Source organism: Primorskyibacter sp. S87, assembly GCF_049801055.1.
Classification (GTDB): domain Bacteria; phylum Pseudomonadota; class Alphaproteobacteria; order Rhodobacterales; family Rhodobacteraceae; genus JBNAGF01.
Window position 1 is genome coordinate 157,607 of record NZ_JBNAGF010000005.1, and the last position, 24,678, is coordinate 182,284.

Annotated in this window: 22 protein-coding genes; 5 read left to right on the top strand and 17 right to left on the bottom strand. The window is 60.3% G+C overall.

Annotated elements, in window-relative coordinates:
• Window positions 1-3: 3 nt before the first annotated feature.
• Together ACP15U_RS10795 and ACP15U_RS10800 are read right to left on the bottom strand one after the other, a co-directional pair.
• Complete coding sequence (locus ACP15U_RS10795; protein ID WP_425045157.1) at window positions 4-1,158, bottom strand: aromatic ring-hydroxylating oxygenase subunit alpha; 1,155 nt, start codon at window positions 1,156-1,158, stop codon at window positions 4-6.
• A gap of 68 nt (window positions 1,159-1,226) precedes the next feature.
• Window positions 1,227-2,222 (bottom strand): LysR substrate-binding domain-containing protein, encoded by a 996-nt coding sequence (locus ACP15U_RS10800; RefSeq protein WP_425045158.1) that lies wholly within the window; start codon window positions 2,220-2,222, stop codon window positions 1,227-1,229.
• A gap of 51 nt (window positions 2,223-2,273) precedes the next feature.
• Here ACP15U_RS10800 and ACP15U_RS10805 point away from each other — a divergent pair, with 51 nt between their 5' ends.
• Entirely contained in the window at window positions 2,274-2,681 is a 408-nt protein-coding gene (locus ACP15U_RS10805; protein WP_425045159.1) for an acyl-CoA thioesterase, read from the top strand.
• Between the two features lie 49 nt (window positions 2,682-2,730).
• Here the strand turns inward: ACP15U_RS10805 and gph are convergent, their stop codons facing one another.
• Window positions 2,731-3,420, bottom strand: coding sequence for a phosphoglycolate phosphatase (gene gph / locus ACP15U_RS10810; protein ID WP_425045160.1), 690 nt, complete (start codon window positions 3,418-3,420; stop codon window positions 2,731-2,733).
• Between the two features lie 32 nt (window positions 3,421-3,452).
• A complete protein-coding gene (locus ACP15U_RS10815; RefSeq protein WP_425045161.1) occupies window positions 3,453-4,376 on the bottom strand; it encodes an MBL fold metallo-hydrolase in 924 nt (307 codons plus the stop codon).
• A 259-nt stretch (window positions 4,377-4,635) separates the two neighbouring features.
• On the opposite strand from ACP15U_RS10815, the gene hemP reads away from it, so the two are divergent.
• Both hemP and ACP15U_RS10825 read left to right on the top strand, forming a co-directional pair.
• Window positions 4,636-4,758, top strand: coding sequence for a hemin uptake protein HemP (gene hemP, locus ACP15U_RS10820; RefSeq protein WP_425045284.1), 123 nt, complete (start codon window positions 4,636-4,638; stop codon window positions 4,756-4,758).
• On the top strand, window positions 4,755-5,213 hold the full coding sequence (locus ACP15U_RS10825) for a hypothetical protein (RefSeq protein WP_425045162.1): 459 nt from the start codon (window positions 4,755-4,757) through the stop codon (window positions 5,211-5,213). The genes hemP and ACP15U_RS10825 overlap by 4 nt, the downstream gene beginning before the upstream one ends.
• 102 nt (window positions 5,214-5,315) lie before the next feature.
• Here ACP15U_RS10825 and ACP15U_RS10830 read toward each other — a convergent pair whose 3' ends face one another.
• The 8 genes from ACP15U_RS10830 to ACP15U_RS10865 form a co-directional block, all read right to left on the bottom strand.
• Window positions 5,316-8,381 carry an aminotransferase class III-fold pyridoxal phosphate-dependent enzyme gene (locus ACP15U_RS10830; protein WP_425045163.1) on the bottom strand — a complete coding sequence of 1,022 codons (3,066 nt, stop codon included), beginning with the start codon at window positions 8,379-8,381 and terminating at the stop codon, window positions 5,316-5,318.
• Between the two features lie 92 nt (window positions 8,382-8,473).
• Window positions 8,474-9,346, bottom strand: a complete 873-nt coding sequence (locus tag ACP15U_RS10835; RefSeq protein ID WP_425045164.1) for an NAD(P)-dependent oxidoreductase — start codon at window positions 9,344-9,346, stop codon at window positions 8,474-8,476.
• A 107-nt stretch (window positions 9,347-9,453) separates the two neighbouring features.
• Window positions 9,454-9,843 carry a Cu(I)-responsive transcriptional regulator gene (gene cueR, locus ACP15U_RS10840; protein ID WP_425045165.1) on the bottom strand — a complete coding sequence of 130 codons (390 nt, stop codon included), beginning with the start codon at window positions 9,841-9,843 and terminating at the stop codon, window positions 9,454-9,456.
• A gap of 15 nt (window positions 9,844-9,858) precedes the next feature.
• Window positions 9,859-12,339, bottom strand: coding sequence for a heavy metal translocating P-type ATPase (locus tag ACP15U_RS10845; protein WP_425045166.1), 2,481 nt, complete (start codon window positions 12,337-12,339; stop codon window positions 9,859-9,861).
• A 152-nt stretch (window positions 12,340-12,491) separates the two neighbouring features.
• On the bottom strand, window positions 12,492-13,250 hold the full coding sequence (locus tag ACP15U_RS10850; RefSeq protein WP_425045167.1) for an SDR family NAD(P)-dependent oxidoreductase: 759 nt from the start codon (window positions 13,248-13,250) through the stop codon (window positions 12,492-12,494).
• Window positions 13,247-14,179, bottom strand: coding sequence for an SDR family oxidoreductase (locus ACP15U_RS10855; RefSeq protein WP_425045168.1), 933 nt, complete (start codon window positions 14,177-14,179; stop codon window positions 13,247-13,249). The genes ACP15U_RS10850 and ACP15U_RS10855 overlap by 4 nt, the downstream gene beginning before the upstream one ends.
• On the bottom strand, window positions 14,176-15,102 hold the full coding sequence (locus ACP15U_RS10860; RefSeq protein ID WP_425045169.1) for a bile acid:sodium symporter family protein: 927 nt from the start codon (window positions 15,100-15,102) through the stop codon (window positions 14,176-14,178). The genes ACP15U_RS10855 and ACP15U_RS10860 overlap by 4 nt, the downstream gene beginning before the upstream one ends.
• Complete coding sequence (locus tag ACP15U_RS10865; RefSeq protein WP_425045170.1) at window positions 15,099-16,415, bottom strand: flavin-containing monooxygenase; 1,317 nt, start codon at window positions 16,413-16,415, stop codon at window positions 15,099-15,101. The genes ACP15U_RS10860 and ACP15U_RS10865 overlap by 4 nt, the downstream gene beginning before the upstream one ends.
• 76 nt (window positions 16,416-16,491) lie before the next feature.
• Between ACP15U_RS10865 and ACP15U_RS10870 the strand changes: the two genes are divergently transcribed.
• On the top strand, window positions 16,492-17,136 hold the full coding sequence (locus ACP15U_RS10870) for a TetR/AcrR family transcriptional regulator (protein ID WP_425045171.1): 645 nt from the start codon (window positions 16,492-16,494) through the stop codon (window positions 17,134-17,136).
• Window positions 17,137-17,145: 9 nt separating this feature from the next.
• On the opposite strand, the gene ACP15U_RS10875 is transcribed toward ACP15U_RS10870, so the two are convergent.
• The gene (locus tag ACP15U_RS10875) at window positions 17,146-17,901 is read right to left on the bottom strand and encodes an aspartate/glutamate racemase family protein (protein WP_425045172.1); all 756 of its coding nucleotides are present in this window, start codon (window positions 17,899-17,901) and stop codon (window positions 17,146-17,148) included.
• Between the two features lie 7 nt (window positions 17,902-17,908).
• Complete coding sequence (locus tag ACP15U_RS10880) at window positions 17,909-18,598, bottom strand: GntR family transcriptional regulator (protein WP_425045173.1); 690 nt, start codon at window positions 18,596-18,598, stop codon at window positions 17,909-17,911.
• A 102-nt stretch (window positions 18,599-18,700) separates the two neighbouring features.
• Here ACP15U_RS10880 and ACP15U_RS10885 point away from each other — a divergent pair, with 102 nt between their 5' ends.
• Window positions 18,701-20,392: a thiamine pyrophosphate-binding protein gene (locus ACP15U_RS10885; protein ID WP_425045174.1), complete on the top strand. Its 1,692-nt coding sequence runs from the start codon at window positions 18,701-18,703 to the stop codon at window positions 20,390-20,392.
• A 52-nt stretch (window positions 20,393-20,444) separates the two neighbouring features.
• On the opposite strand, the gene ACP15U_RS10890 is transcribed toward ACP15U_RS10885, so the two are convergent.
• From ACP15U_RS10890 to ACP15U_RS10900, 3 genes are all read right to left on the bottom strand, one after another.
• Window positions 20,445-20,969: a thermonuclease family protein gene (locus ACP15U_RS10890; RefSeq protein ID WP_425045175.1), complete on the bottom strand. Its 525-nt coding sequence runs from the start codon at window positions 20,967-20,969 to the stop codon at window positions 20,445-20,447.
• Window positions 20,970-21,282: 313 nt separating this feature from the next.
• Window positions 21,283-23,427: a 3-hydroxyacyl-CoA dehydrogenase NAD-binding domain-containing protein gene (locus ACP15U_RS10895; RefSeq protein WP_425045176.1), complete on the bottom strand. Its 2,145-nt coding sequence runs from the start codon at window positions 23,425-23,427 to the stop codon at window positions 21,283-21,285.
• 12 nt (window positions 23,428-23,439) lie between these two features.
• Window positions 23,440-24,648 carry an acetyl-CoA C-acetyltransferase gene (locus tag ACP15U_RS10900; RefSeq protein ID WP_425045177.1) on the bottom strand — a complete coding sequence of 403 codons (1,209 nt, stop codon included), beginning with the start codon at window positions 24,646-24,648 and terminating at the stop codon, window positions 23,440-23,442.
• Window positions 24,649-24,678 lie beyond the last annotated feature (30 nt).

Here is a 24,678-nt window from a genome sequence, read left to right on the forward strand (position 1 = left end):
ACGTCAGCCAGCGCGGGCCACAGCCAGCCGGGATGCAACCCAATCGTGAAACAGGTGTGTCGGGCCATCCATCACCGGAGAGAACCTGCCCCCGTCAAACAGCATGCCGTGTCGCCCACGCTGCATGCCCTCAACAACGAAAACATCCTCTTCAAAAACGCCTCTCCAAAGTTCAGCGTTCTTGTCACGCAGGCTCTGCAGTTCGGGTGTCTGTTTCGGTGGAGCCGCATAATAGATTTCGACATGCTCTACCGTGTGATCCAGATCCCTCGGCTCCAGAAGGATGGCATAGCTGTGATCGCGGTGAACACCCAGCAACACGTTGGGATAAATCGCAATATACTCTGCCCCTTCGTCCCATTTATCGCTGAGCCCTTCATAGTCCGGGAACACCTCGTTCGCTTCGCCCTTCAATTGCCGGTAAACCAAGGTGCCCTGACCGGAGTACTCGCGGGGTTTTTCGATGTGATAGTGATCTTCGAGACGGGAATAACTGTTCAGGCCTGGGTGAACCCATGGCAGGTGATAGCTTTCGCAGTAGTTTTCGACAGCCAGTTTCCAGTTGCTCTTTACCTCAAGCTTGAATGATGCGCTTTCACCGCCGTGAAAGTTCGGCTGTTCGAACTCGGACCAGCGATCGAGCAGATCGGCATGCACGATTTCGAACGGATCCGCCGTGCCGTCGACATTGACGAACACTACATCCCGCCAGACGTGCGACCTGACCTGAACCAACCCCAGGTCCGAGCGGTTGACATCGTCGTGCCTGTTCTGACCGGGGCCGCCGACATGTGGTGTCGAGCGCAGCTCGCCGTTCAGGGCATAGCACCAACTGTGATAGGGGCAACGGATGGCGCCCTCGATCTTGCGGGGTTCTTCGACAAGGATCATGCCGCGATGTCGGCAGGTGTTCTGGAACACGTTCAGGCTGCCATCCCGATCCCGCACCATCAGAAGAGGCATGCCAAGAAAATCGACCGGTTTGGCATCGCCGGGCTCGGGGACATCCTTGCCGAAACCAACGCCGGACCAGCTTGCGAACAGAACAGCGCGTTTTTCCTCCTCGAAGGTGTCACGATCGATGTAATGCGCGTTGGACAACCCCTTCGCTTGGTTGATACCGGTCATGACTTGGTCGAGTTCGGTTCCGTTTTCCATCTAACCTGATCCCTGATGGCGGTGGATGAGTTGAGAGACAGTGGGGCTGACCCCGGAGCGGCGCAATATCAGAAATCTTCGCCATCGGGTGAGTTGACCTCATGCGAAAATATGGCCACGTCGCGCAACAGAAAATCGCGAAGCAGGAGGGCGTCCGGCGACAGGTCTGCTCCCGTACGGGAAATTAGGTGGAACCGGTGGGGGGCCGCCAGTGAATGACGCCCCAGCGGTACCAGCAGCCCGCGTGCGAGCAGGGGTTGGATCAGCCGCTGCCACCCGAGAACGATCCCGGCCCCCTCGCGCGCGGCTTGCAGGGCGATGGTGTAGTTGTTGACGCGGATCCCAGAGGCGATAGGGCCGTCGTAACCCAGAGCCCGGAACCAGTCAGGCCAAGTCGTCCAGCTTCGGTCATCGGATTCCAGATGGATCAATCGCTGCGTCGCCAGTTTATCGAGCGGCATGTCGCCGCTTGCGTGGTCAGGGGAGCCAACAGGGTGCAATTGATCCCGGAAAAGAGGTGTTTGGTTCCAACCCTTTCGGTCTTCTGGCCCATACCTGATGAAGATGTCCGGAATTATTGATCGCTGAAACCCATGGTCGGATGTCACCTGATGAACGGCGATTTCGCCGTTTTCGCGCCAGAACCGGGCAACCGCCGGAGCCAACCAGAGCGACGAAACCGCCGAGGTCGATCCGACAGTCACACCTTGCGGGCCGCGCAACCGTTGGAGGGTCGCAGACACGTTGGAGAATGCGTCCTGCATGCAGGTCGAAAGGTCATGTCCTGCTTCGGTCAGTGCAACGCCCCGATGGCGACGGTCGAACAGGCGCAAGCCCAGTTCCGCCTCTAGACCGCGGATCTGGTGGCTGACGGCACCCGGTGTGACACCCAACTCTCGAGCAGCATCCTTGAAGCTGAGCAGGCGGGCTGCGGCTTCGAACGCGGCCAGAGCGGTCAACGGCGGAAGATCGTAGTGACGGCGTGACATAAGGGTGTCCACAAAAGGTGAATTCACCTGAACTATGCCCAACGCAACCGCAAAAAGCGAGGCTGCTCTGGGCAAGTGAGCGCCTGCGATTTACGGTATTCACTGACGTGGCAGAGGAGGCCGAAAATGGCATTCACAACAAAAATGCGGGTTCGGTTTCGACACTGTGACCCGGCGGGGATAGTCTTTTTCCCCCGCTATTTCGAGATGATCAATGACGTTGTCGAAGACTGGTTTGCGCAAACCCTTGATCTGCCGTTCGAGAAGCTTGTGAAGGAAAACGGTGCGCCGACCTTGCAGATCGAAACGAAATTCACTGCACCTAGCCTGCACGGAGATATGCTGGTCTTTTGTCTGACGCCGACGAAGCTCGGCCGCACAAGCCTGCAGTACCAGATGACCGCCCATTGTGGTGACGAGTTGCGGTTATCGGTTTCTGCTGTGCTTGTGCATGTCGCAAGGTTGGGGCGCCCGTTGCCCTGGCCCGATGACGTGCGCAAAAAGATTACTCAGCAAATGCTGCCGGACTCGTGAAGAGGATCCCGCGACATGCGCGGATTGTCAGCGAATCCCTTTCCCGGTTTCAGGCCGGAGAATGCCCCATGATCTTACCAACCAGCGCCGGAAGCGCTGTAAACTCGGCAAACCGGGCCTGATGCGGAAGCTCTTCGACGGCTGATTTCCGATATCCTTCTGTAAACAAGAGAAAAGGGATCCCGGCCCGGTGGGCTGTTTCCGCATCTACTTCGCTGTCACCGACATAGACCCCGGCCCCATTTGGCAGGGCGTCGAACGCAACATTCAGCATGGCCGGATCCGGTTTGCGGGTACTCAGGGTGTCTCCGCCTATCACGACATCGAAGAACCCCGATAAATCCAGACCCGCAAGCACGGATCGGGCAGGGGCCTTGGGTTTGTTGGTGCAGATACCGAGCGAGTAGCCTTCGGCTTTGAGCCTTGTCAGTGCCTCCGCAACACCCGCATAGGGTCGGGTTGCCTCGGTGGCGGCGCGATTGTAGTGGGCCAACGTTACCCGGGTCAGTTCAGCATGCCGTTCTATCGGCAGCCCCCTTGCGCGGATCGTCCGTTCGACCAGCTTTGGTAGACCGTTTCCAATGAAGGAAACTGTGGTGGCGATATCCAGCAGCTCTGCCCCGACCCCTTCCAGCATGCGGTTGACCGCAGCCTGAATGTCAGGCGCGCTATCCACCAGTGTTCCGTCGAGGTCGAAAACAATGTTGCCCCGATGGGGGCGCTTCAAGGATCCGTGCACGCGCTGCAACTCCAGAAATCGGAGGGCGCGGTTCAGGTGCCCTCGGGGACAAAGAGATATCCGTCGCCCTTGCGTTCAACTCGACCAATCCCGCCATGCGGCAGGTGAAATCCGATCATCAGCATTTGCTCCGAAGAGAGTTGGTCCAAAAGGCCGACCCGTGTCTCCGCAGCGGTGCCCTGATCCTGATCGGAACCGGAGTTCCAGCCGGGGCGCGCAAAGGCAACATGATGATTGCCAATAGCATCGCCGACGACCATCACCGACTCGCTGCCGGAACGCAACTCGAATGCCATGTGGCCGGGGGTATGGCCAAAGGTCGCTCGCGCTGCGATGCCCGGCAGGATCTCTTCACCGTCCTCGAAAAAGGTAATCGCGTCTTCCATGGCCTCCAGTCGTCGTTTCGCGCCGACCGCCATCGTGGTGCGTGCGTCGCCGATATCGTTGACGGTGTTCGGATCGGTCCAGAAATCCCATTCGGCTTTACCGATCATGTGCTCGGCCTCGTAGAACAACGGATCCTCGAACTCGTCGAGTACCCCCCACAGGTGATCGGGGTGACCATGGGTGAAGACCACATGGGTGACATCCTCAGGAGCAACGCCTGCGGCGTCCAGCGCATCCAGCAATTTGCCGGCGCTCTCCTGAAATGCGGTCCCGGAGCCGGTGTCGAACAGAACGACCCGCCCGCCATCCTGCATCAGGGTTACATTGCAGTCGGGTGTGAGCGGGCCGTTGCCGATCCCGAATTCAGTGAGCACAGGCCCGAGTTCGTCCTTCGGCATCGGAGCAAAAATGAACTCGGGTGGTAGGACGAGATGACCGTCGGACAAGCTGCTGATCCGCATGGAACCAAGATCAATCCCGGTTTCCGCCCAAAGGGATCTTGCAGGACCGCTGCCAAGTGCAATTCCGGCGCCGGCGCCCATCAGCAGCCTTCTTCTTGTAAGTGTCATCGGTGTGTCCTCCTCAATACCGGCTCCACATTCTAACATTCATAAATATGAATTAAAACGAAAATCAGGGCAACTTGACAAATCCGATTCTTTTAGTCAGATATTTAGTGTTCGCAGCCAGCCCGAACCGGGTCAGCCAGAGTTTCATCCTGACCATCCAATCGGCACGCACTGTATTGTTGCCGATGACACCAGACTCCGAGAGGCGTAAGAAATGACGGCCCATCTGACCGACCAATTGCATGGCACACCGATTCCCATGTTGCCCGCCCACCGGGCCGAAGACCTGACAGCGGGCGGCAACCTTGCCCATATCGCCTTGGGCGATCAGCTCTACACCTTGCGGATAACCCGCGCCGGCAAACTGATCCTGACGAAATGAACGGTACTGATATCGCGCGGGGCGGCCGCACGGTTGGCCATGTCGGGGATCTGTCTCCGGTCGAGATCGAGGCAGTCCGGGCTTTGCGCGGCTGGGACCAGCGCGGCTCAGATGATGAGCCGGAACGATCAGCCGGAGAAGCCTGCCTGTCTCAGATCTGTCAGGCCTGTATGAGCCACGGCCGCCGTCCGTTTGTCCGGCATGGCGTGACCTGTGCCTGTCTGGGGGCGGACGAGGCTTGTTTCGCAGCCATGGTTCATTCCGCTTCAATGGGCGACAGAGAGGATGCGACCCTGTTCGCGGCCCTGCTGGTGCGCCCGGACATGGCGCCATATCTGGCAGGGCTGGCGGAACAGTTCGGGCTGGCGTTGCGTCGCGACCAAGTCATGCGCGATCGGGCTGCCAGTTTCGCGTCTGCGGGGGCCGGGTCGATGCGTCCGGCCTTGCTACATTGAGCTGGTATCGGTCTCTATGAATGAAATGCGACAGGGCGCGACTTGACCGGCGTGCCCGTCGATTGCAACGAAACGATCCGGAGGTGAAAAGCCGCGCAGGTCTCAGCAGCAGTCGCAGCCAATTCCGTGATGATGGCTGCATCCGGGATCAAGCGGAAGCGCGTAGTCGCCGACTTCCTCCAGAACTGTGCGCAATGTCCACAGGATCATGTCAACGTCTTCTGCTTCGATTGTCAGAGGAGGGCGGATCTTCAGGATGTTGTCCTTTGGCCCCTCTGACCCGATCAGGATTCGGTGGTCGCGCATCCGGTTCTTGATGTACCGACAGATTTCGGTGCCCTCAGTGCCGTCGGGGTTGACCAATTCCACGCCCAGAAACAGCCCCATCCCACGCACGTCGCCGACACAGGGAATCTCGTGCTCAATGGTGCGCAAGCCGGCAATGAGGCGGTCGCCCATGGTTCGGGCGTTTGCCTGCAACCCTTCGTCATCGACGATGTCCAGAACCTCTTTGCCAATCCGGCAGGACAAGGTCGAACCGCCAAAGGTCGAGAAGAATTCCGGCCCTTGGGCAAAGCTCTCGGCGATTTTCCTTGTGGTCACCAGCACGCCAAGCGGATGTCCGTTGCCGATGGGTTTCCCCATGACCACGATGTCAGGCAGTGCCCGCTGATGCTCAAACCCGAAATAGTATTCGCCCAAACGGCCAAGGCCTGTCTGAACTTCGTCCGCGATGCAAATGCCGCCTGCGGCGCGGATCTTTTCATAAACGGCCGGTAGATACCCTTTGGGCGGAATGATCTGTCCACCGACGGACGGAAAAGTCTCGGCAACAAAGCCTGCTACCCCGTGGCCTTTTGCCTTCAGGGCTTCGATCGCAGGGTCCACAAGGTTAGCGAATTTCTGCGCTCTGGCCGGGTCATCGCGGCCAAAGCTTCCCCGAAAGTCATCGGCCACTTCGACCAGCTCAACCCAGTCGGCCTGCCCGACACCACCGGCTGCGTTAAATTTGTAGGCAGAGATATCAATCGCGCCAGTGGTGTTGCCATGATAACCGTGATCGGGCGTGACGATACCCTTGGCGCCGGTATGGGCGCGGGCCAGGCGTAAGGCCAGCTCGTTCGCCTCGGTACCTGAATTGACGAAGAAACAGATTTCCAGATGATCTGGAAGTTTCGACAGAACCTTTTCGGCGAAGGCCACCTGTGCCGGATGCAAGTAACGGGTGTTCGAGTTCATCCGTTTCAGCTGGTCTGCTGCGACGGCCTGAATGCGCGGATGCGCATGACCCACATGCGGCACGTTGTTGTAGGCATCCAGATAGGGCCGGCCCCATTCGTCAAACAGGTGGTGTTTCCATCCCCTGACGAGCATGACCGGGTCGTCATAGGTCAGCGAGAGATTTCCGCCAAAGTGGGCCTGCCGACCGGCGAGGATTCGGGCCTTGTCGGTTGGCTGGTAAAACAGTTTCTCATCCGGCAGATTCAGAAGCGCCGCCGGATTTGGGCAGATGGCATGCCAAAATTCCAGCTCGTCCGGATCGCCGACGCCGGGCCAGTCCGCTTCCATGCCTGCCGTTGTCATCGCCAGCTGGAAATGCACATGCGGCGCCCAGCCCCCATTTTCCGAGGCGTCCCCGAATTTGGCAAATTCAGATCCGGCGGCGACCGGATCTCCGGGTTTCAGGCGGGTGAGACATTCCGGGTTCAGATGCCCATACAGTGTGAAAAACGGGTCTCCCTCGGGCGTCTGGTGGCGCAGAATGACGACCCCGCCATAGTCAAGGTGCCCGGTTCGGTTCTCAACCGCTTCGACCTTTCCCGCCAGCGGGGCATACAGGCGAGTGCCGGCCTGGGCGAACACATCCACTGCCAGATGCACAGTGCGCCTGTCACTTGCCTTCCAAGGACCCTTGCGAAACGCCGGCTCGGCATAGATCAGCCGGGGTTCGTTGTAGTAACCCAGCCAGATCCCTTCGCCAAACTCTGCCCCGACCTGTGCTGCCTCTTCTAGCGGCATATGGAACGGGTTCTGCGGCCAAACTGAGTTTTCCACCGACAGGGACCCCATCGGGGCGGTATCCAGACCTTCTCCGATCAGTGGTGCAAACTGCCCGCGCTGCGCCTTGAGAAAGGCATGCACCCGTTCCGCCCGATCCGTTACGGGCATCCCGCAGGCTGCGCGAAGGCGGGCTGGCATCAGACCGCCATTGACGGAGGTGTTATCGAGAAACCGCCAAGCCGGGGCCTGACTGATGGTCACATAGGGATCTTCGGGGTTTTTCGCCGCCATCAGTGTCGAATTGACCACCGAAACCGCCAGCCGCATCTGCAAGAGAGGCCAAACCAGATCCACCTCTTCGGGATTCAGCCGATTGGCCGCATGATATCCACGAACCAGCGCCGTCAGAGCCCGCTCGGGCTTTGGATGATCCAGCACGACATAGGCACCTGCGATCGCCAGTTCGCAAACGCGCGGAGCTGCGCACATGTCCCCAAGATCAATCAGCCCCGAGACCGATCGTGGCTCTCCCAGTTCGCCCTCAACGAGAATGTTGTAGTCGTTGGCGTCATTGTGGATGGCCTGAACCGGCAGTTCGGCCAGTTTGTCATAGGTCTGGGAATACTCTTCGCAGATCTTTGTCAGGACCGCGCGTTTGTCGGGATCGGATACGCAGTCTAGCTGGTCCCGCACCCATTCGGCGCGTGTCAGGTTCCATTTGAATTCGCGTTCCAGCCCTTCGTGGGAAAAGTCAGCCAGCGCTCTGTCGGTGGCGCCCAGAACACGCCCCAGTTTCAGGATCAGAGCATCGGTTTTTGGTGCTGCCTTGGCATAGCACCGCCCGGGTAGACGCTCTTGCAACCAGACCAGCCGCCGATCTCCGCTGTCATCCGATAGGGTCAGCAGTCTTTCGCCGTCAAGGGCCGCCACAGTTCGCGGAAATGGCAAGCCGGGTGCTGCGGACGCGATATGATTCAGCGCTTTGACCTGCATGTCGACAAGCGCCGTTTCGCAACCCGGACGCATGACCTTGAGCACATATCCATTTCCGTTTGCGGCTTCGGCCAGAAAGTTCAGATCGAATTCACCGTCGAGGCGCGACAGATCAGCAGAAAAACCCCAGTTCTGCCGCAGCATCTCTGCCCAATATGCTTCAAGGTCCAACATGCCCGGGATGCCCTTTCGTCAGGATGTGCAAAGCCGCCTCAGCGTCGTGCGGTATCAACTCCAAACAAGCAACGCTGTGGCTGAGGCGCAGTTTAGCCCATCGCCCTAAGGCGCTTGATCAACGAGGATGTATCCCACCGCCCGCCGCCCAGTTTCTGAACGTCCTTGTAGAACTGATCCACAAGGGCAGTTACCGGCAGCGAGGCGCCGGTTTCATCTGCTGTATCGAGACAGATCCCCAGATCCTTGCGCATCCAATCGACAGCGAAACCATGCTCGAAATGGTCGTCCAGCATGGTTTCGTATCGGTTCGACATTTGCCAGCTACCGGCTGCACCCTGACTGATCACTTCGACAACCGCGCGGCCGTCCAGACCTGCCTTTTCGGCAAAGTGAAGCGCCTCGCTCAGGCCTTGAACCAACCCTGCAATGGCGATCTGGTTGCACATCTTGGTCATCTGCCCCGCGCCGCTGTCACCGATCCGGCGGCAGATCCGGGAATAGGCAGCCATCACCGGCTCGGCGGCGTCATAGGCAGAGGCATCGCCGCCGCACATGATCGACAGGATGCCGTTTTCTGCGCCAGCCTGACCGCCCGAGATCGGCGCATCGACGAAGGCGATACCGGTGGTTTTTCCTGCGTCACAAAGCTCGCGCGTAACTTTTGCCGAAACCGTGGTGTGATCAACAAAGACGGAGCCCGGTTTCATACCCTGAAACGCGCCATCCTTGCCGATGCAGACGCTGCGCAGATCGTCGTCATTGCCAACACAGGCCATGACGAAATCTGCGCCTTCCGCAGCGGCGCGCGGGGTTGTCTCCATGGCGCCGCCATACTGGGCAACCCAGGCTTCGGACTTGGCGACGGTGCGGTTGTAGACGGTGACGTCATGCCCGGCGGCCTGAAGGTGCCCTGCCATCGGGTAACCCATGACGCCGAGGCCAAGAAACGCGAGTTTTGCCATTGGTCGATCCTTCTGTTGTCCGCAGCTCAATTCGGCAACGGCACGAAACTGTCCGGGGGAGTCAAACCAAAGCGCGCGGCAAAGGGCAACCCACCTTGGTCCGCCGATCAGGTTTCGCCGCCAAGATCGTTCAGAATCGGGCAATCGGGCCGGTCATCACCGGCGCAGGCATCGACCAGATGGGTCAGCGTATCTCTCATGGATTGCAGATCGGCGATCTTGGCTTCGATCCGGGCCAGATGATCCCGGGCCACACGTTTGACGTCCGAACTGTGACGTGTGTCGTCCTCGTAGAGTCCCAGCAAGGTGCGACAATCCTCGATCGTGAAACCCAGCGCCCGGGCGCGGCCCAGAAAGGCGAGCTTGTGCAGGTCGTTTTCGGCAAACGCCCGATAGCCGTTTGCGCTGCGCTTTGGTGAGATCAACCCGATTTCTTCGTAGTAGCGGATGGTCTTGGCTGGCAAACCCGAACGCGAGGCGACGTCTCCGATATTCATTGACAGATCCTTCCTTTACTCGGCCGGCGCGGCGGCAAGGGGTGGTTCTGGGCCTGTGGGCTCTGGTTGCTGTCCGACCCAGCGCAGGCGCAGAGCATTTGTGACGACAAACACGCTCGACAGTGCCATCGCGCCCGCTGCCAGCGCCGGAGACAGCAACGGACCGCCAAAGGGCACCAGAATTCCCGCCGCCACGGGGATCAGCAGTATGTTGTAGCCAAAGGCCCAGACAAGATTCTGCTTGATGTTGCGCATGGTCTGGCGACTGATGGCGAAACCCCTGAGAACAGCCTGAAGGTCGCCCGAAATCAAAACAACATCGGCGGCTTCGATCGCCACATCCGTGCCGGTTCCGATCGCGATGCCCACATCGGCGGAGGCCAGAGCTGGCGCGTCATTGATGCCGTCGCCGACAAAGGCAAGGTTGCCATGTTCCGAACGCAAGGCATCCAGCGCTTCGACCTTGCCACCGGGGAGAACCTCGGCGGTGACATGGTCTATGCCCAGTTGTGCGGCGATTGCATTTGCCGCGCCTTTTGCATCGCCGGTAATCATCGCAACCTGAAAGCCTTGAGCTTTTAGTGCGGCGATGGCTTCGGGGGCTCCGGGCTTGATCGGGTCGGAAACTGCAATGACGGCTTCGATCTGCCCGTCGATTGCAACAAACAGAGGGGACTTTCCGGCAGCCCCCAGACGCTCGGCTTGGGTTGCCAGCGTACCCGGGTCAATGTGATGCGCGCGCATCAGGCGTTTGGCTCCGATCAGCACGTCATGTCCTTCGACGCGGGCTTGCAACCCCATTCCGGTCACTGCCTCGACGTCCTCCGCCAGAGGCAGATCTCCGTGGTAAGCGGCGGTGATAGCGCGGGCGATCGGATGCTCTGAGGAAACCTCGGCCGCGGCGGCGAAGCGCAGCACGGAGTCGGCGTCGACTCCTTCAGCCGGAAGAAGGTCGGTCAAAGTGGGTTCACCGAGGGTCAACGTTCCGGTTTTATCAAAGGCCACGACCTTTACGGATTGCAGCGCCTGCAGGGCGTCGCCCTTGCGGAACAGCACACCGAGTTCGGCGGCGCGCCCGGTGCCCACCATGATCGACGTCGGCGTGGCCAGCCCCATTGCACAGGGGCAGGCAATGATAAGAACCGAGACACCGGCAACCAGTGCCATCGACAGCGCAGGATCCGGTCCGAACACCATCCAGACCAGCACGGTCAATGCGGCGATGCCCATGACCGCAGGAACGAACACGGCGGCCACGCGGTCCACCAAGGCCTGAATAGGCAGTTTGGAGCCCTGTGCCTGCTCGACCATCCTGATGATCCTTGCCAGCACCGTCCCTGCACCCACTTCGGTTGCGCGCAGGCGCATGGCCCCTGTGCCATTCACCGTGCCTGCAATCAACTGGTCTCCTTTGCCTTTCGCCACCGGTATTGGTTCGCCGGTAATCATGCTTTCATCCACATGCGACCGGCCCTCAAGCACCACACCATCGACAGCGATCCTTTCGCCGGGGCGCAGGCGCAGCACGTCCCCCTGCGCAATCTCGCCCAGCGGCAGATCCAGGACCTCTTTACCCTTTTCCACCTGAGCGGTCTGTGGCTGCAAGCCAACCAGAGCGCGAATTGCTGCCCCGGTGCGCCCCTTGGCACGCGCTTCAAGAAGGCGGCCGAGAAGGATCAGGACGACAATGACAGCGGCCGCCTCAAAGTAGACATTGGCCGTGCCAGCCGGAAGCAGGGACGGGAAAAAGGTCGCGATAACCGAGTAGGCATAGGCTGCGCTTGTCCCCAGAGCGACCAGGGAGTTCATGTCGGGCGCCCCCCGCCGCAGCGCCGGCAGCCCCTTGGCCAAAAAGATCCTTCCGGGACCGAGCAGAATTGCGGTGGTCAGGGCGAACTGGACAAGCTTGCTGGTCTGGTCGCCAATGTTGGCCTGCACCCAATGGTGAAAGGCGGGAATCATATGACCGCCCATTTCCAGAACGAAAACGGGCAGGGCCAGCAGAGCAGCGATCAGAGTCGCGTGGGCAAGGTCGTTTATCTCGTGATCGTCTGCAGAGTCGTCCTTAACCGTTCCGCGTGGATGAGCCGGGTAACCGCTTGCGGTCAGGGCTTCGCCAATTTCCTGAGGGGTCGTCGCCCCGCGGGCATAGCGGACATGGGCCGTTTTCGTGGCGAGGTTCACGGTTCCCTCAACAACCCCGTGCGCGGCGACCAGCGCGGTTTCGGCGCGGCGCACGCAGGACGCACAGTTGAGGCCCTCAACTGTAAACTCCGTTTCGAGCAAGGCGGCGGGATAGCCCGCCTCGTCGAGTGCAGCGCTCAGATCCGTAAGCAAAGTTGTCCGGTCATGCACAATTTCGGCCGAGCGGGTGGCAAAATTCACCTCAGCGGTTTCTACCCCGGAAACGGCTGCGAGGGCCTTTTCAACCCGGCCCACACAGGACGCGCATCCCATGCCGGTGATTTGAAGTTTGGTTGTGCCGGGCACGCCCATGCGACTCGCTCCTTGCAATTCTAAGCTTTACATGGGGGTTCCCGTGACTGGAAGGTCAAGGGGCAGAGGCCATTTTTCTGCATCTGCAGCCAATGCAATGTTCCGGCTTTGGCGGCCCGGCGGCCCCGGCGGTATGTATTGCCTGTGATTGGCTATCTTCCGTCGATCCGACGCTCCATGATCCGTTGATAGAGCGTCGGCGCGGCACGGTTGAGCCACCATGCAGCGCGGGCGATCCGGCCGATTGGGGTCATGGGTCGGCGCTTGTCGTAACCGCGCAGAATGTCGCGCGCGGCGTTCTCCGGGCTCATGTAGTCCATCCCGTCTGTAGCAGAGCCCGGCCGGGCAGTTCCGTCCGGCTGGCGCTGATCATTGCCGAGGTTGGTCGCGACGAAGGATGGAGCGGCAATCAATGTATCGACTCCATAGGGCCTTTCCTCGGAGCGAAGGGACTTGAAGAAGCCTTCAAGCGCATGTTTCGAGGCCGCATAAGCCGTGCGGTGATACAGCGGAGAGAACCCCGAAACCGAGGAAATTGCCAGATGCGTTCCTTTGGCTGTGCGGACAGCCGGCAGCAGCGCACGCGCCATCGAGACAGCGCCAAAGTAGTTGACTTCGAAAACCTTGCGGTGACTTTCGTCGTCAGTTGTCTCAAAGGCTCCGATCTGAGTGATACCGGCATTGTAGACGGCAAGGTCGACCCGGTCTGTCAGGGCCATGACCTGCGACATGGCCGCTTCGAGGTCTTTTGCATCGGTCAGGTCGCAGCGGATCGGAATACGGGTTTCAGTCGGCTCCAGTATCGATATGTCGATGTCGATCAGGATGACACGCCAGCCACGTTCCTGCAGAGCCGCATCCAGCGCCCGGCCCAAACCACCTGCGCCTCCAGAGATCACGGCGGTTTTCACAGACCTGCCTGCCTGCGCCACAGGTCGAACACTTCGGCGCTGGATTTCTCCGGCTCATAGCCGAACCGGGATTTCAATGCCGAATTGTCAAGAACCGGTCTGTATTGCAGGAACCGCACCTGTTCGGGGCCGTATCGAGACAAACCAAGAGGCCGAGCCAGTTTCAGCGCGGTTTTCAGGCACCATGCCGGGAGGCGGAGCACCGGTTTGTTCATGGCATGGGCCAGATCGGATACACCCATCGCCCCGTCGCCGGCGACATTGTAAATGCCCGCCGGCCCGTCAGTGGCGGCCCGGGCAAGTATGCGGGCCAGATCGCGGGTCCAGATGAACACGAACGGGCTTTCGCTGCCGTTCACCGCCAGCAGGCGGGGTTTCCGAAACAATGCGGTAATCTGGTTCTCGGTTTCGGCACCCAGAACCGTGCCGACCCGCAGGATCACCTGCTCAAGATGCGGGGAACAGCTGCGGGCCTTGGCCAGCATTTCCTCGACTTGGCGTTTGTGGTCGGAATAGGCAAACTCGGGATTCCCCCGCAGCGGATCGCATTCACGCAATGGCTCCGGGTTGTCCGGATGATAGCCGTAGGCCGCACCGGACGAAGTGACCACAAGACGGCGCACGCCATGGTTAAGCGCGGCGGTCAGAACCTTTTGGGTGCCTTCGACATCGACCTTGTAGGCAAACGAGCGGTCTGCGCCTTTGGGTGAGGTGACGATCGACGCAAGATGCACGATGACCTCGGGTTGGATCTTTGCAATCACCCGGTCGGGGTCGCCGGTGGTAACGTCCATCCGGTGAAAGGCCATTGTTTCCGGCAAATTGTCGGGGCGGGCGATGTCGGTGGCAAAGACCTGCATACCGTCAAGCTCGGCAAGCAATGCCCGCCCGACCATGCCTGCGGCTCCGGTGATCAGGATCCGGGTCATGTCATGGCCCCCTTTGGCGCATCGTGCGCGGCCTCGGTGCGTGACATCAGCATGGCCAGCCCGATCCCCGAGATGGCGTGCCAGATACCCCAGAAGGCCGCGACCACGGCCATTCCACCCAAACCGCCAAAAAACGCAAAGATCAGGACCAGCCCGAGGCCCGAGTTCTGGATGCCGGTTTCAATTGTCACCGCGCGGCGATTGAAAGGGGACAGCCGGGTCAGAGTGGCCACAACCCAGCCGCCCCCAAGCGCCAGGGCGTTGTGAAGGATCACAAGCCCGGCAACGGCTCCGGCGAAGTTGAGGAAAAACCCCCAATTGGCAGCCAGAGCGAGTACAATGAATGCTACGAAAATTCCCATCGACAGGTATTGAAGGGGCTGACGCAGGCGACGTGTCAGTTCCGGTTTGCGCATGTGGAGTTGAACCCCGAGAATCAGGGGCAGGATCAGCATGAGCCCCACGGTGATCGCGATTTGCACCGGGTCGATGGCGGTCTTTTGCAAGATTTCGCGGGTCGGCGGATACAAGCCGCCCCAAAGCGCGATGTTAATGGGTGTCATCACGATGGCGCTGATCGTGGCAAAAGCGGTCATTGACACCGAAAGCGCGGCGTTCCCGCCTGCACGATGCGTGATGAAGTTCGAGATATTGCCGCCGGGGCAGGCCGCAACAAGGATCAGCCCGAGCGCGATTGACGGCCGTGGTTGGGTCAACCAGACCAGCGCGAAGGTCATCACAGGCAGCACCACGAATTGAGAACAAAGCCCAACGATCAATGGTTTCGGAGCCCGGCGCAGACGGTCGAAGTCGCGCGGGTGCAGATCAATGGCGATGGAAAACATCACGACGGCAAGGATCGCGTTCAGCAGTGTAAGCGAGGCAGGGCTGAAGTTCAGCGTGACGTCGTCGATGCCAGTCATGCCGCCGCCTTCCTGAACTTGTCGATCCAGCCGGTGACCGCCTTGCGATAGGTCGCTTTGTCGACGTAGTAGGCCATGCGGGCCAGTTCCAGATAGTTCATGCCACCTGTGGCGCGATCGAACTCGGCAGATTTTTCAGCTTTCAGCTCTTTCGCCACGGGGCAACCGCCGCGCAGACCTTTGATATATCGGGCCACCATCTCGGCCTGTTCGTGCCGGCCCTGCCAGCCAAGGCCGCTAGCCTCGACCATGCCAAGGATGAAAAGATCGTCGCGCCCGGGGTGGATGGCATTGAGATAGAGATGCGGTGCGTCTCCCTGCCAATTCAGCAGGTCTTGGTCGATGAAGGGATAGTGCAGACGATAGCCTGTCGCGGCGAGAACCATGTCATAGTCATCGCTGGAGCCATCCCGGAAATGCACTGTGCTGCCTTCGAACCGCTCGATGTCGGCGCGGATTCGCAGGTCTCCGTGACCGGCGTGATACAGGACCAGAGAATTGACGACCGGATGGCTCTCGTAGAGTTGATAGTCTGGCTTGGGAAACCCGTATTTCTGAGGGTCGCCCACGAACCATCGCAGTATGAGCCCGTCGATGCGGCGCTTGATCCACATCGGCAACTGGATCATCCCGCCCATCGTGTCGGCAGGTTTGCCGAAAACGTATTTCGGAACGAAGTAATACCCGCGCCGCATCGACAGGTCGCAGCGTTTGGCGTGGTGGATGGCATCGACGGCGATGTCGCAGCCTGAGTTGCCCGCGCCGACGATCAGCACCCTCTTGCCGTCAAACTGCGACGGGTAGCGGTAGGCTGATGAATGGATCAACTCTCCGTCGAACTGGCCGGGAAACTCCGGCATGTTTGGCTCCGAGAGCGTGCCGTTGGCAATCATGACACCGGCAAATTCCGCGTTATGCTCACCATCTGCGTCGCGCCATGTCACACGCCATCCGTCGCCCGGACTGCCCAACGGTTCAGTGTGCAGAACCTCGGCGTTAAATCTATAATGCTCCCGCAGCCCATAGCGCTCGGCAAAGTCGTGAAAGTAACCCTTGAGATCTCTGTGAGACGGATACTCCGCAACCTTTTCCTCCATCGGGAAGTCGGTGAATTCGGTCATCTTCTTGGAAGAGATCAGATGCGCAGTTTCGTACATTGTGGATTTCGGGCCATCGATGTCCCAAAGCCCACCCACATCCGAGTGCAGTTCGAATCCCTGAAAGGCGATGCCCTGTTCCTTGAGCACCTTAGCCATAGCAAGCCCCATCGGACCTGCCCCGATCAGGGCAAATGCCGCGCGCGTATCCGTCATGTTTCCTCCCTGTTGCCGCTTAACTTGAACGATCGTTCAAAATAAGGCAAGCTGGAATCAACAAAAGGAATTCTAGGTGGAAAAACAAAGGAAAAGAGCGCCGTCGGCCCGTTCGCTGCAAACCCGGGCCCGAATCCTGGATGCGGCCGAGCAGGTTTTTGCCGAGCGAGGATTCGAGGGTGCTTCTATTCGGGACATCGCGGCACTGGCCGGGGTTCAGGTCGGTCTGGTGCATCATCACGGGGGCGGCAAGGAAGAACTGTTTCATCAGACAGTCGCCCGCCGGGCCAACGATCTTGCGCGGATCCGTCTCGAAAACCTTGAGACACTGAAAGCGCGCGGTGATGTGACGCTGCGGGCTCTGCTTGACTGCTTTATCCGACCGTATGTTTCACTGGCGCAGAATGAAGGCGCCCACTGGCTTGCCTATGGCAGGCTCGTTGCGCATGTCTCGGCGGATCCGCGCTGGCGCTGGATCGCGGCAGAGTGTTTTGACCCTACTGCCGGACGGTTCATTGACGAGATCTGCGCCCTCTATCCCGAAATCGACCGAGAGTGGATTGCCACCGGGCAAGTCTATTCGGTGGCCGCGATGCTGGCCCACCTCAACACCAGCTGGCGGGTCGAGGCCCTCAGCCCCGGTGCAGGGGAACTGCGGCTTGAGCAGTTGATCGAATTCAGCGCCGCCGGGCTTGAGGCGATGTTCCGGATGGATGGCTAGCAGCGACCGCTAGACGCGGGGATCGTCCAGCCCGGACGGGAAGCGCCGGGGCAGCAGTCCAGCTTGAAACCAATTGATCATCGAGTAAATCGAATAGACCGGTAACCCTGTCCGTTTCCGAATGTCGGCGGCGTAGGGGACCATGTTGGTGCATTCCAGCACGATCGCTCCGGCATCAGGAGTGCATTTGAGGATCTCGTCCGCTGCGGCCAGCATGTCGAGTCTGCACGCATCAAAGTCGATCCGGGGCGCGTCACCCAGTACATCCCGCGTAAAGCAGCGGCCCTGGTCGGTTCCATAAATCGGCGTGTCGACCGACACACCGGCAGCAACGAGATGCGCCTTTGTCAGCGTAGCCTTGGAAATGGTCAGAATTACCGTTTGTTTTCCTCGCGGTAACAGGGCCTGAACCATTGGCACCTGCATCAGCGACGAGGTGACCACCGGCACGCCGAGTGCGGTGCGCAATTCATTCTGAACAAGGGCGAGGAACCCGCAATTCGTAGTGATGCCATCGCAGCCCGACGCGACGAGATCGCGGCCGGCTTCGATGAAGGCGTCCAGCAGTTCGGTCGGGTCGCCGCGCACCACTTTGTCAGGCGAAGCGCCGCGAACCACGCGATACTGGACCGGGAAGGGCCATGTCAGGGCGTTGCCCATATCTCCGGGGATACGGGGAAATCGGGTCTCGAGCATCAGGATGCCAACGGTCGCGCCGTAGATTGTTTTTCCGCCGGACTGTGTCGAAGCTGGATCAAGGGCCATGGGAACCTCAGAGATCGGGAACGTAAAGCTGGGCATAGGCCTCGCGCACGGCCTGCGTGGCACTGTCTCGGCGGCGCTCGATATGGGCGCGCATCCGGGTTGCGGCTTCTTTCGCATTGCGGCGGGCCACGGCGTCGAGAATGCTGCGATGAGCTGAGACCATACTCTGCCCGTCCGGAGCGGTTTCGCGCAACCGGCGCAGATCGATCAGACGCAGATACCGGATCCGGTCGTTAAGGTTTGTGAGCATACGCGCCAATTCCGCATTGCGCGACAGTGCGCAGAGCCGGAGGTGAAACAGCTCGTCCATCGCCAGCAGTTTCTCGGGATCGGCCTCCGGAGTGTAGTCGGGCGCGATCTCGGCGAGGTCCTGTTGCAGCGCGGAAATATCTGAATTGCTGCCGCGTTCGCAGGCCAGTCGCACCGCTTCGATCTCGACCGCGACACGGGCTTCATAAAGATCCATGACCAGCTCGGGCGACAGGGAACGGCAGAAAAACCCGCGCCCTGATCGGAACGTCAGGAACCCTTCGGCCACCAGCCTGTTCAGCGCCTCACGGATCGGAGTGCGCGACGCGTCCAGTTCCGCGGCCAGCGCGCTTTCGTTGATCCGGGCGTCCGGCTTGAAGGCAAAATCCGCCGCCATGCGCCTGAGCGCATCATAGATCCGGTCCACGTTGCTTTCGGATTTTGCCATTTCCACTCCTCTTTGGTTGCGAGACTAGTGCGGTATTGACATGTGCGCAAGATATGATGCAAGGCTGTATACAATTTTGAACGCAGAAAACCGGAGGCCCGCATGAGCAACCAGATGAATGGCGCCGAGGCGATGGTTCGCATGCTGGAAGAGCAGGGGGTGCGGCACATCTTTGGGCTGTGCGGAGATACCACGCTGCCATTTTACGACGCGATGCTGCGGCTGGATCACGCGATCACCCATGTGCTGACACGGGATGAGCGCAGTGCCACCTACATGGCGGACGGCTATTCGCGGGTGACGGGCCGGGTTGGTGTGGCCGAGGGTCCGTCGGGTGGCGGTGCGACCTATATCCTGCCGGGGTTGATCGAAGCCTCGGAAAGCTCCTATGCGGTGCTGGGGATCACCACAGACATCTCGGTGGCCTCTTACGGCAAGTACCCGCTGACCGAGGTCAATCAGGAGGCGTTGATGGCGCCGCTGACCAAGTGGAACACGGTGGTCAGCCGTGCCGATCACATCCCGCGCATGGTGCGCGCGGCGTTCCGGGCCATGACCACCGGGCGATCGGGCGCGGCGCATATCGGGCTGCCCTATGACGTTCAGTATGACGCGGTCGAGGTGTCCGATATCTGGGCCGATCCGGCCACGGCCAGCTATCCGGCCTATCCCCAGGCGCCACAGTCGGGCGCGGCGCAGGCGGCGGTTGAGGCCATTTGTTCCGCGAAGAACCCGCTGATCGTCTGCGGCGGCGGCGTGGTGATCGCAGGCGCGATGGAGGAGTTGGACCGGCTGGCAAAGCGGCTGGATATTCCGGTCGCCACTTCGATTTCGGGGCAGGGATCCTTGGCCGAGACGCATCCCAACTGTCTTGGTGTCGTGGGTTCAAACGGCGGGACCGACGAAACCTGGGAGATGATGGAGGCGGCCGACCTGGTGGTGTTCATGGGTTGCCGGGCTGGCTCGACTACAACAGCGCGTTGGGAAGCGCCAAAGCCGGGCACGCGGATCGTGCATTTTGACAATGACCCGATGGTGATGAACGCCAATTACCGCACCGAGGTCGCGGTGGTAGGCGATCTGAGGTTGGCGCTGGCCGAGGTGAACGCAGTGCTTGATGCGCGCGATCAAGGTGCCGACACCTTTGGCGGCGCGGCAGCAGTGGAGGAAAAGAAGAAACGAAAGTTCGAGATATTCGACAAGCTGGCGCTGTCCGATCAGGCGCCGATCCGGCCGGAACGGGTGATCCGCGCGTTGCTGAAGGTGCTGCCCGAGGATGCCACGGTGGTGTCCGATCCCGGCACCAGCTGCCCCTATTTCTCGGCCTATTACCAGTTGCCGAAACCGGGTCGGCATTTCATCACCAACCGGGCGCATGGGGCGTTGGGCTATTCGCTCTCGGCAGCGCTGGGAGCGTGGTATGGGCGGCCCGCGTCCAAGACCGTCGCGCTGATGGGGGATGGGTCGTTCGGGTTCACAGTGGGTGAACTGGAAACCGTCTGTCGGTCGCGCGCGCCGATCACTTACGTGGTGTTCTCGAACGCGAATTTCGGATGGATCAAGGCCAGCCAATTCGCCGACAAGGACGCACGTTACTACAACGTGGATTTCGGGCGTACCGATCATGCGGCCATCGCCTCGGCCTATGGGGTCAAGAGCTGGCGGGTTCAGGATCCGGCGGATCTGGACCGGGTTCTGGCGCAGGCCGTAGCCCATGACGGGCCGACGCTGGTGGATGTGGTGACGCAGCCGCTGGAAGAGAGCAATGCCCCGGTAAGGCGGTGGATGGGGTGAGATTTCTTGCGCCAAGTCCGGCGGAGCCGTCTCCGCCGGATTAATGCCGTTGCTATGTCGGATATTGCGTTGCGGGCGTTTTCTGCTGCGTTTCTTCGAACTCTTTCCATACGTGCATTCGGCCATTTTGGCGAGCATCGGCGAGAAAGAGCTTCTTTCTCGCGTCGGGCGTTTCCAGGTCTTTGTACTTTCCGCTTGAAAACTTTGGCCAATCTATTGCCATTCCCAGCTTGACCATTTCAGCAGAGAGATCTCGCCCGTCTGGAAGGTAACACCGAGCGACAACCCGGCCATAATCATCCTTGTCGGTGATTTCAGCTCTGATTGCTTGTCCTTTGCACAGTCTGTGCAGCTCCCATTTTGCTTTCTTTCCGTAGGGGTGGTTGAGCTCGGGAGCATCGATCCCGAAAAGCCGTATCTGTTGTCGCCTTATTTTCACCGTATCCCCATCAACAACCCATGCAGGCCCGGACACCACGCGGCTTTGGGTCAGATGTCTCGAACTCCGCTCGTCGAAGCGCGATTTCTGGGCATCAGTCGCTCGTGCGCGTTGCTGCCGCGGTGTGGGCGGTGTCATTGCCGCCCGGTCTTTCTTTGAGTGGCCTGATCTGAAGACCAGGATCAGAACGCCGGCGAAAACGAAAGTGACTAACAGAAATTCCAAGGCTAACTCCTCAATTAACCAGTTCTGGGTTCACCTCCCAAACTTAGCCAGTTGAAGCGTTAAACAGGCTCGAAACTCTGCAATTGCTTGTGAGTTTTGGCCAAGTGCATTGTCTTGGTCGATGCGGGCATTGTGCCGGATCGTAACGGTCGCGATCGGGGGATCGGTGTGCTCACGCGTTTTTTTGACCGGGGGAGGGGCGCCCGATGGGGCACCCCCGGTTTACTTAGGCAAAGGCCTTGCCGTCTGCCACATGCCGTTTCAGGATTTCCGGCGGGGCAAATCGCGGGCCATATGCCCCGGCCAGCTCCTCACAGCGTGCGAGGAAACGGTCCAGCCCGTAGGTGTTGACGAACTGGATGTAACCGCCGGTCTGCACTGGCGCGCCGATCCCGAGGATCGAGCCAACATTGCCGTCCGCGACTGTGCGCAAAACGCCCTCTTCGAGACAGCGCAGGCTCTCCAAAACGGCACGAAACAGGATGCGATCCTGAATGTCCTGATCCGGGATCTCCGCGTTCTGATCGCGCCATGCCTCCAGCCCGGACCAGACCGTTTTGCCGGCTTCGGAATAGTCGTAGAACCCCTTTCCGGTTGCGCGTCCATGGCGGCCATGCTGCGACAGCATTTCGGCCAGCATGGCGCGGGCGCGCGGGTTCTGCTCCTGTTCAGGATCAAGCAGACCCATCTCCACCTGCGTATTGTAGATGTCGACGACCAGTTTGATCTGCACTTCATCGAGCAGCGACAGCATTCCAGTGGGCATGCCGGTCAGGCGCGACAGGTTGTCGACCCGCACCGGGTCATGGCCCTCGGCCACCAGCTCCACCGCTTCGATGATCTTGGTGCCGATTGTGCGCGAAGTGTAGAATCCGGTGCTGTCACCGACGATGATCGGCGTCTTACGGATCTGTTGCGCAAAGTCGAAGGCGCGGGCCAGCGTTTCGTCCGAGGTCTCGTCGCCGGCAATGATTTCCAGAAGCGGCATCTTGTCGACCGGTGAAAAGAAATGCAGGCCAACGAAGTTTTCCGGCTTGGCAGATCCGGTCGCCAGGCGGGTGATTGGCAGGGTCGAGGTATTGGAGCCCCAGATGCCGCCCTCGGCCAGCAGCGCCTCGTGCTCGGCGAGAACCTTGTCCTTGACGTCGATCTGTTCGAAAACCGCCTCGATGATCAGGTCGCAGCCCTTTATGTCCTCGGCTTTGTCAGTGGGGGTGATAAGGGCCAGAACCGCGTTGCGCTGTTCCTCGGTCATTCGGCCCCTCTTGACGCGCTTGTCGAGCAGGCCGGCGGTATACGCCTTGCCGCGCTCGGCGGCCTCAATCGACATGTCCTTGAGCACAACCGGAATTCCGGCCATGGCGGCGGAATAGGTGATGCCCTGACCCATCATGCCTGCACCAAGAATGCCAAGACGCTCAACTTTGGAGCGCGGCACATCCTTGGGACGGCTGGCGCCGCCATTGACCTTGTTCATGCCGAAAAACAGGGTTTCGATCATGTTCTTGGTGGTGGCCAGCGGGGTCAGAGATACGAATTTCCGGCTCTCATAGCGCTGGGCGGTGTCGAAATCGAGCTTGCCCGCGGCCTCGGTCATGATATCGAGGATTTTCACCGGCGCGGGCATCAGCCCCCGGGTCTTCTTGAACAGCATCGCTGAGGCGCCCGCGATCTGCGTCATCATCTTGGGCGAGGTCGAAGGTCCGCCAGGGATCCGGTAGCCTTTGCTGTCCCAGGGCTGAGTTGCCGCCGCGGCATCGCCCTGAACCGACAGGATGTACTCCCTTGCACGGCTCAGCAGCTGGTCGGCGGGAACCACCTCGTGGACCAGCCCCGCTTTGAGCGCCTTGTCGGGGGAGACCTGACGGCCTTCGAGCAGGAAGGGCATCGCGCCTTCAAGTCCGAGCAGATAGGTCATGCGGACAACGCCACCGCCACCGGGCAGCAGACCCAAAGTGACTTCGGGCAGCCCGATCTTGGTTTTGGGATTGTCGGCGGCGATCCGGTAATTGCAGGCAAGACAGATCTCGAACCCGCCGCCGAGCGCCACGCCGTTGATCGCGGCCACCACGGGAACAGGCAGTTTCTCCTGCTGCCGCATGATGGCCTTGGCGGCCTCGACCGAGTTGAACAGCTCCCCGACCCCGTCGGGCTCGATGCTTTTCAGCATGTTGAGATCGCCGCCGGCAAAGAATGTGTCCTTGGCCGAGGTCCAGATCACCCCTTTCAGGTCTGTTTCAGCCTTGATCCGGTCCATCGTGTCGGAAAACAGCGGCCAGAACTGCGCGTTCATCGTATTGACCGGCCCGTCCATGTCCATGGTGATGGTGACGATGCCGTCGGCGTCCTTGTGATATGCGAATTCACCCATCGTGTTCTCTCCTCAAAGACGCTCGATCAGGGTCGAGATACCCATGCCGCCACCGACACAGAGCGAGATCATCGCGCGCTTGGCGTCGCGGCGCTCCAGCTCGTCCAGCACGGTCGACACCAGCATGCCGCCGGTGGCGCCCAGCGGGTGGCCCATGGCGATGGCCCCGCCATTCACGTTGGTGATCTCGTGGTCGATATCGAGATCCTTCATGTAGCGCAGCGCGACGGACGCAAAGGCTTCGTTGATCTCCCAGATGTCGATGTCCGAGACTTTGAGCCCGGCCTTGTCGAGACATTTCTGCGCCGCCGGTCCGGGACCGGCCAGCATGATCACAGGGTCGGTGGAAATAACGGTGGCCGAGACGACGCGGGCACGGGGCTCGAGCCCCAGATCCTTGCCTGCCCTTTCAGACCCGATCATCACCGCCGAAGACCCATCCACGATGCCCGAGGAATTGCCGGGTGTGTGCACATGGTTGATCCGTGTGACCTGCGGGTATTTCGCCAATGCCATATCGTCAAAGCCGAAGCCGCCCATCTGTGCGAAGGACGGGTTGAGCGCACCCAGCTTCTGCATGTCCGTGTCGGGTTTGATGTAGTCGTCGCGTTCCAGAATGGTGAGGCCGTTCTCGTCCATCACCGGCACCACCGAGCGGTCGAACCAGCCATTGTCTCTGGCCTTGGCCGCACGTTTCTGGCTTTCGACGGCGAAGGCGTCCACATCCTCGCGAGAGTATCCGTCGATGGTGGCAATCAGGTCAGCGCCGATGCCTTGCGGAGCAGAGTTCTGGTCGGCTACGAATTCAGGGTCGGAGAACATCGCACCACCGCCCGAGAGCATCGGGATGCGGCTCATGGATTCGACCCCGCCGGCGACAACCAGATCTTCCTGGTCCGAGCCCACCTTGGCGGCAGCCATGTTCACCGCCTCCAGTCCAGAGGCGCAGAACCGATCCAGCTGCACCCCGGGCACTGCCTCGTCCCAATGGGCCGCCTGCACGGCGGCCTTGGCGACACAGGCGCCCTGATCGCCGACGGCGGCGGTGCAGCCCAGCATCACGTCGCCGACGCGGGAGGTGTCGAGATCGTGCCGCCTCTGCAATTCGCGCAGCAGGCCGGCCGCCAGCTGGATCGGCTTCACTTCATGCAGGGTTCCGTCTTTCTTGCCGCGAGAGCGCGGGGTGCGGACAGCGTCAAAAATATAGGCGGGCGTTGCCATCGTCTCTCCTCCTGATCCGATTTCCGCGGA

Excerpts from the sequence above, each read along its gene's own strand:
- hemP (WP_425045284.1), top strand. The coding sequence starts at position 4,636 with ATGTTGCCCGCCCACCGGGCCGAAGACCTGACAGCGGGCGGCAACCTT.
- ACP15U_RS10855 (WP_425045168.1), bottom strand. The coding sequence starts at position 14,179 with ATGACCCGGATCCTGATCACCGGAGCCGCAGGCATGGTCGGGCGGGCA.
- ACP15U_RS10895 (WP_425045176.1), bottom strand. The coding sequence starts at position 23,427 with ATGGGTGAATTCGCATATCACAAGGACGCCGACGGCATCGTCACCATC.
- ACP15U_RS10865 (WP_425045170.1), bottom strand. The coding sequence starts at position 16,415 with ATGACGGATACGCGCGCGGCATTTGCCCTGATCGGGGCAGGTCCGATG.
- ACP15U_RS10845 (WP_425045166.1), bottom strand. The coding sequence starts at position 12,339 with ATGGGCGTGCCCGGCACAACCAAACTTCAAATCACCGGCATGGGATGC.
- ACP15U_RS10830 (WP_425045163.1), bottom strand. The coding sequence starts at position 8,381 with ATGTTGGACCTTGAAGCATATTGGGCAGAGATGCTGCGGCAGAACTGG.
- ACP15U_RS10900 (WP_425045177.1), bottom strand. The coding sequence starts at position 24,648 with ATGGCAACGCCCGCCTATATTTTTGACGCTGTCCGCACCCCGCGCTCT.
- ACP15U_RS10825 (WP_425045162.1), top strand. The coding sequence starts at position 4,755 with ATGAACGGTACTGATATCGCGCGGGGCGGCCGCACGGTTGGCCATGTC.
- ACP15U_RS10835 (WP_425045164.1), bottom strand. The coding sequence starts at position 9,346 with ATGGCAAAACTCGCGTTTCTTGGCCTCGGCGTCATGGGTTACCCGATG.
- ACP15U_RS10885 (WP_425045174.1), top strand. The coding sequence starts at position 18,701 with ATGAGCAACCAGATGAATGGCGCCGAGGCGATGGTTCGCATGCTGGAA.
- ACP15U_RS10805 (WP_425045159.1), top strand. The coding sequence starts at position 2,274 with ATGGCATTCACAACAAAAATGCGGGTTCGGTTTCGACACTGTGACCCG.
- ACP15U_RS10880 (WP_425045173.1), bottom strand. The coding sequence starts at position 18,598 with ATGGCAAAATCCGAAAGCAACGTGGACCGGATCTATGATGCGCTCAGG.
- cueR (WP_425045165.1), bottom strand. The coding sequence starts at position 9,843 with ATGAATATCGGAGACGTCGCCTCGCGTTCGGGTTTGCCAGCCAAGACC.
- ACP15U_RS10890 (WP_425045175.1), bottom strand. The coding sequence starts at position 20,969 with ATGACACCGCCCACACCGCGGCAGCAACGCGCACGAGCGACTGATGCC.
- ACP15U_RS10795 (WP_425045157.1), bottom strand. The coding sequence starts at position 1,158 with ATGGAAAACGGAACCGAACTCGACCAAGTCATGACCGGTATCAACCAA.
- ACP15U_RS10815 (WP_425045161.1), bottom strand. The coding sequence starts at position 4,376 with ATGACACTTACAAGAAGAAGGCTGCTGATGGGCGCCGGCGCCGGAATT.
- ACP15U_RS10875 (WP_425045172.1), bottom strand. The coding sequence starts at position 17,901 with ATGGCCCTTGATCCAGCTTCGACACAGTCCGGCGGAAAAACAATCTAC.
- ACP15U_RS10860 (WP_425045169.1), bottom strand. The coding sequence starts at position 15,102 with ATGACTGGCATCGACGACGTCACGCTGAACTTCAGCCCTGCCTCGCTT.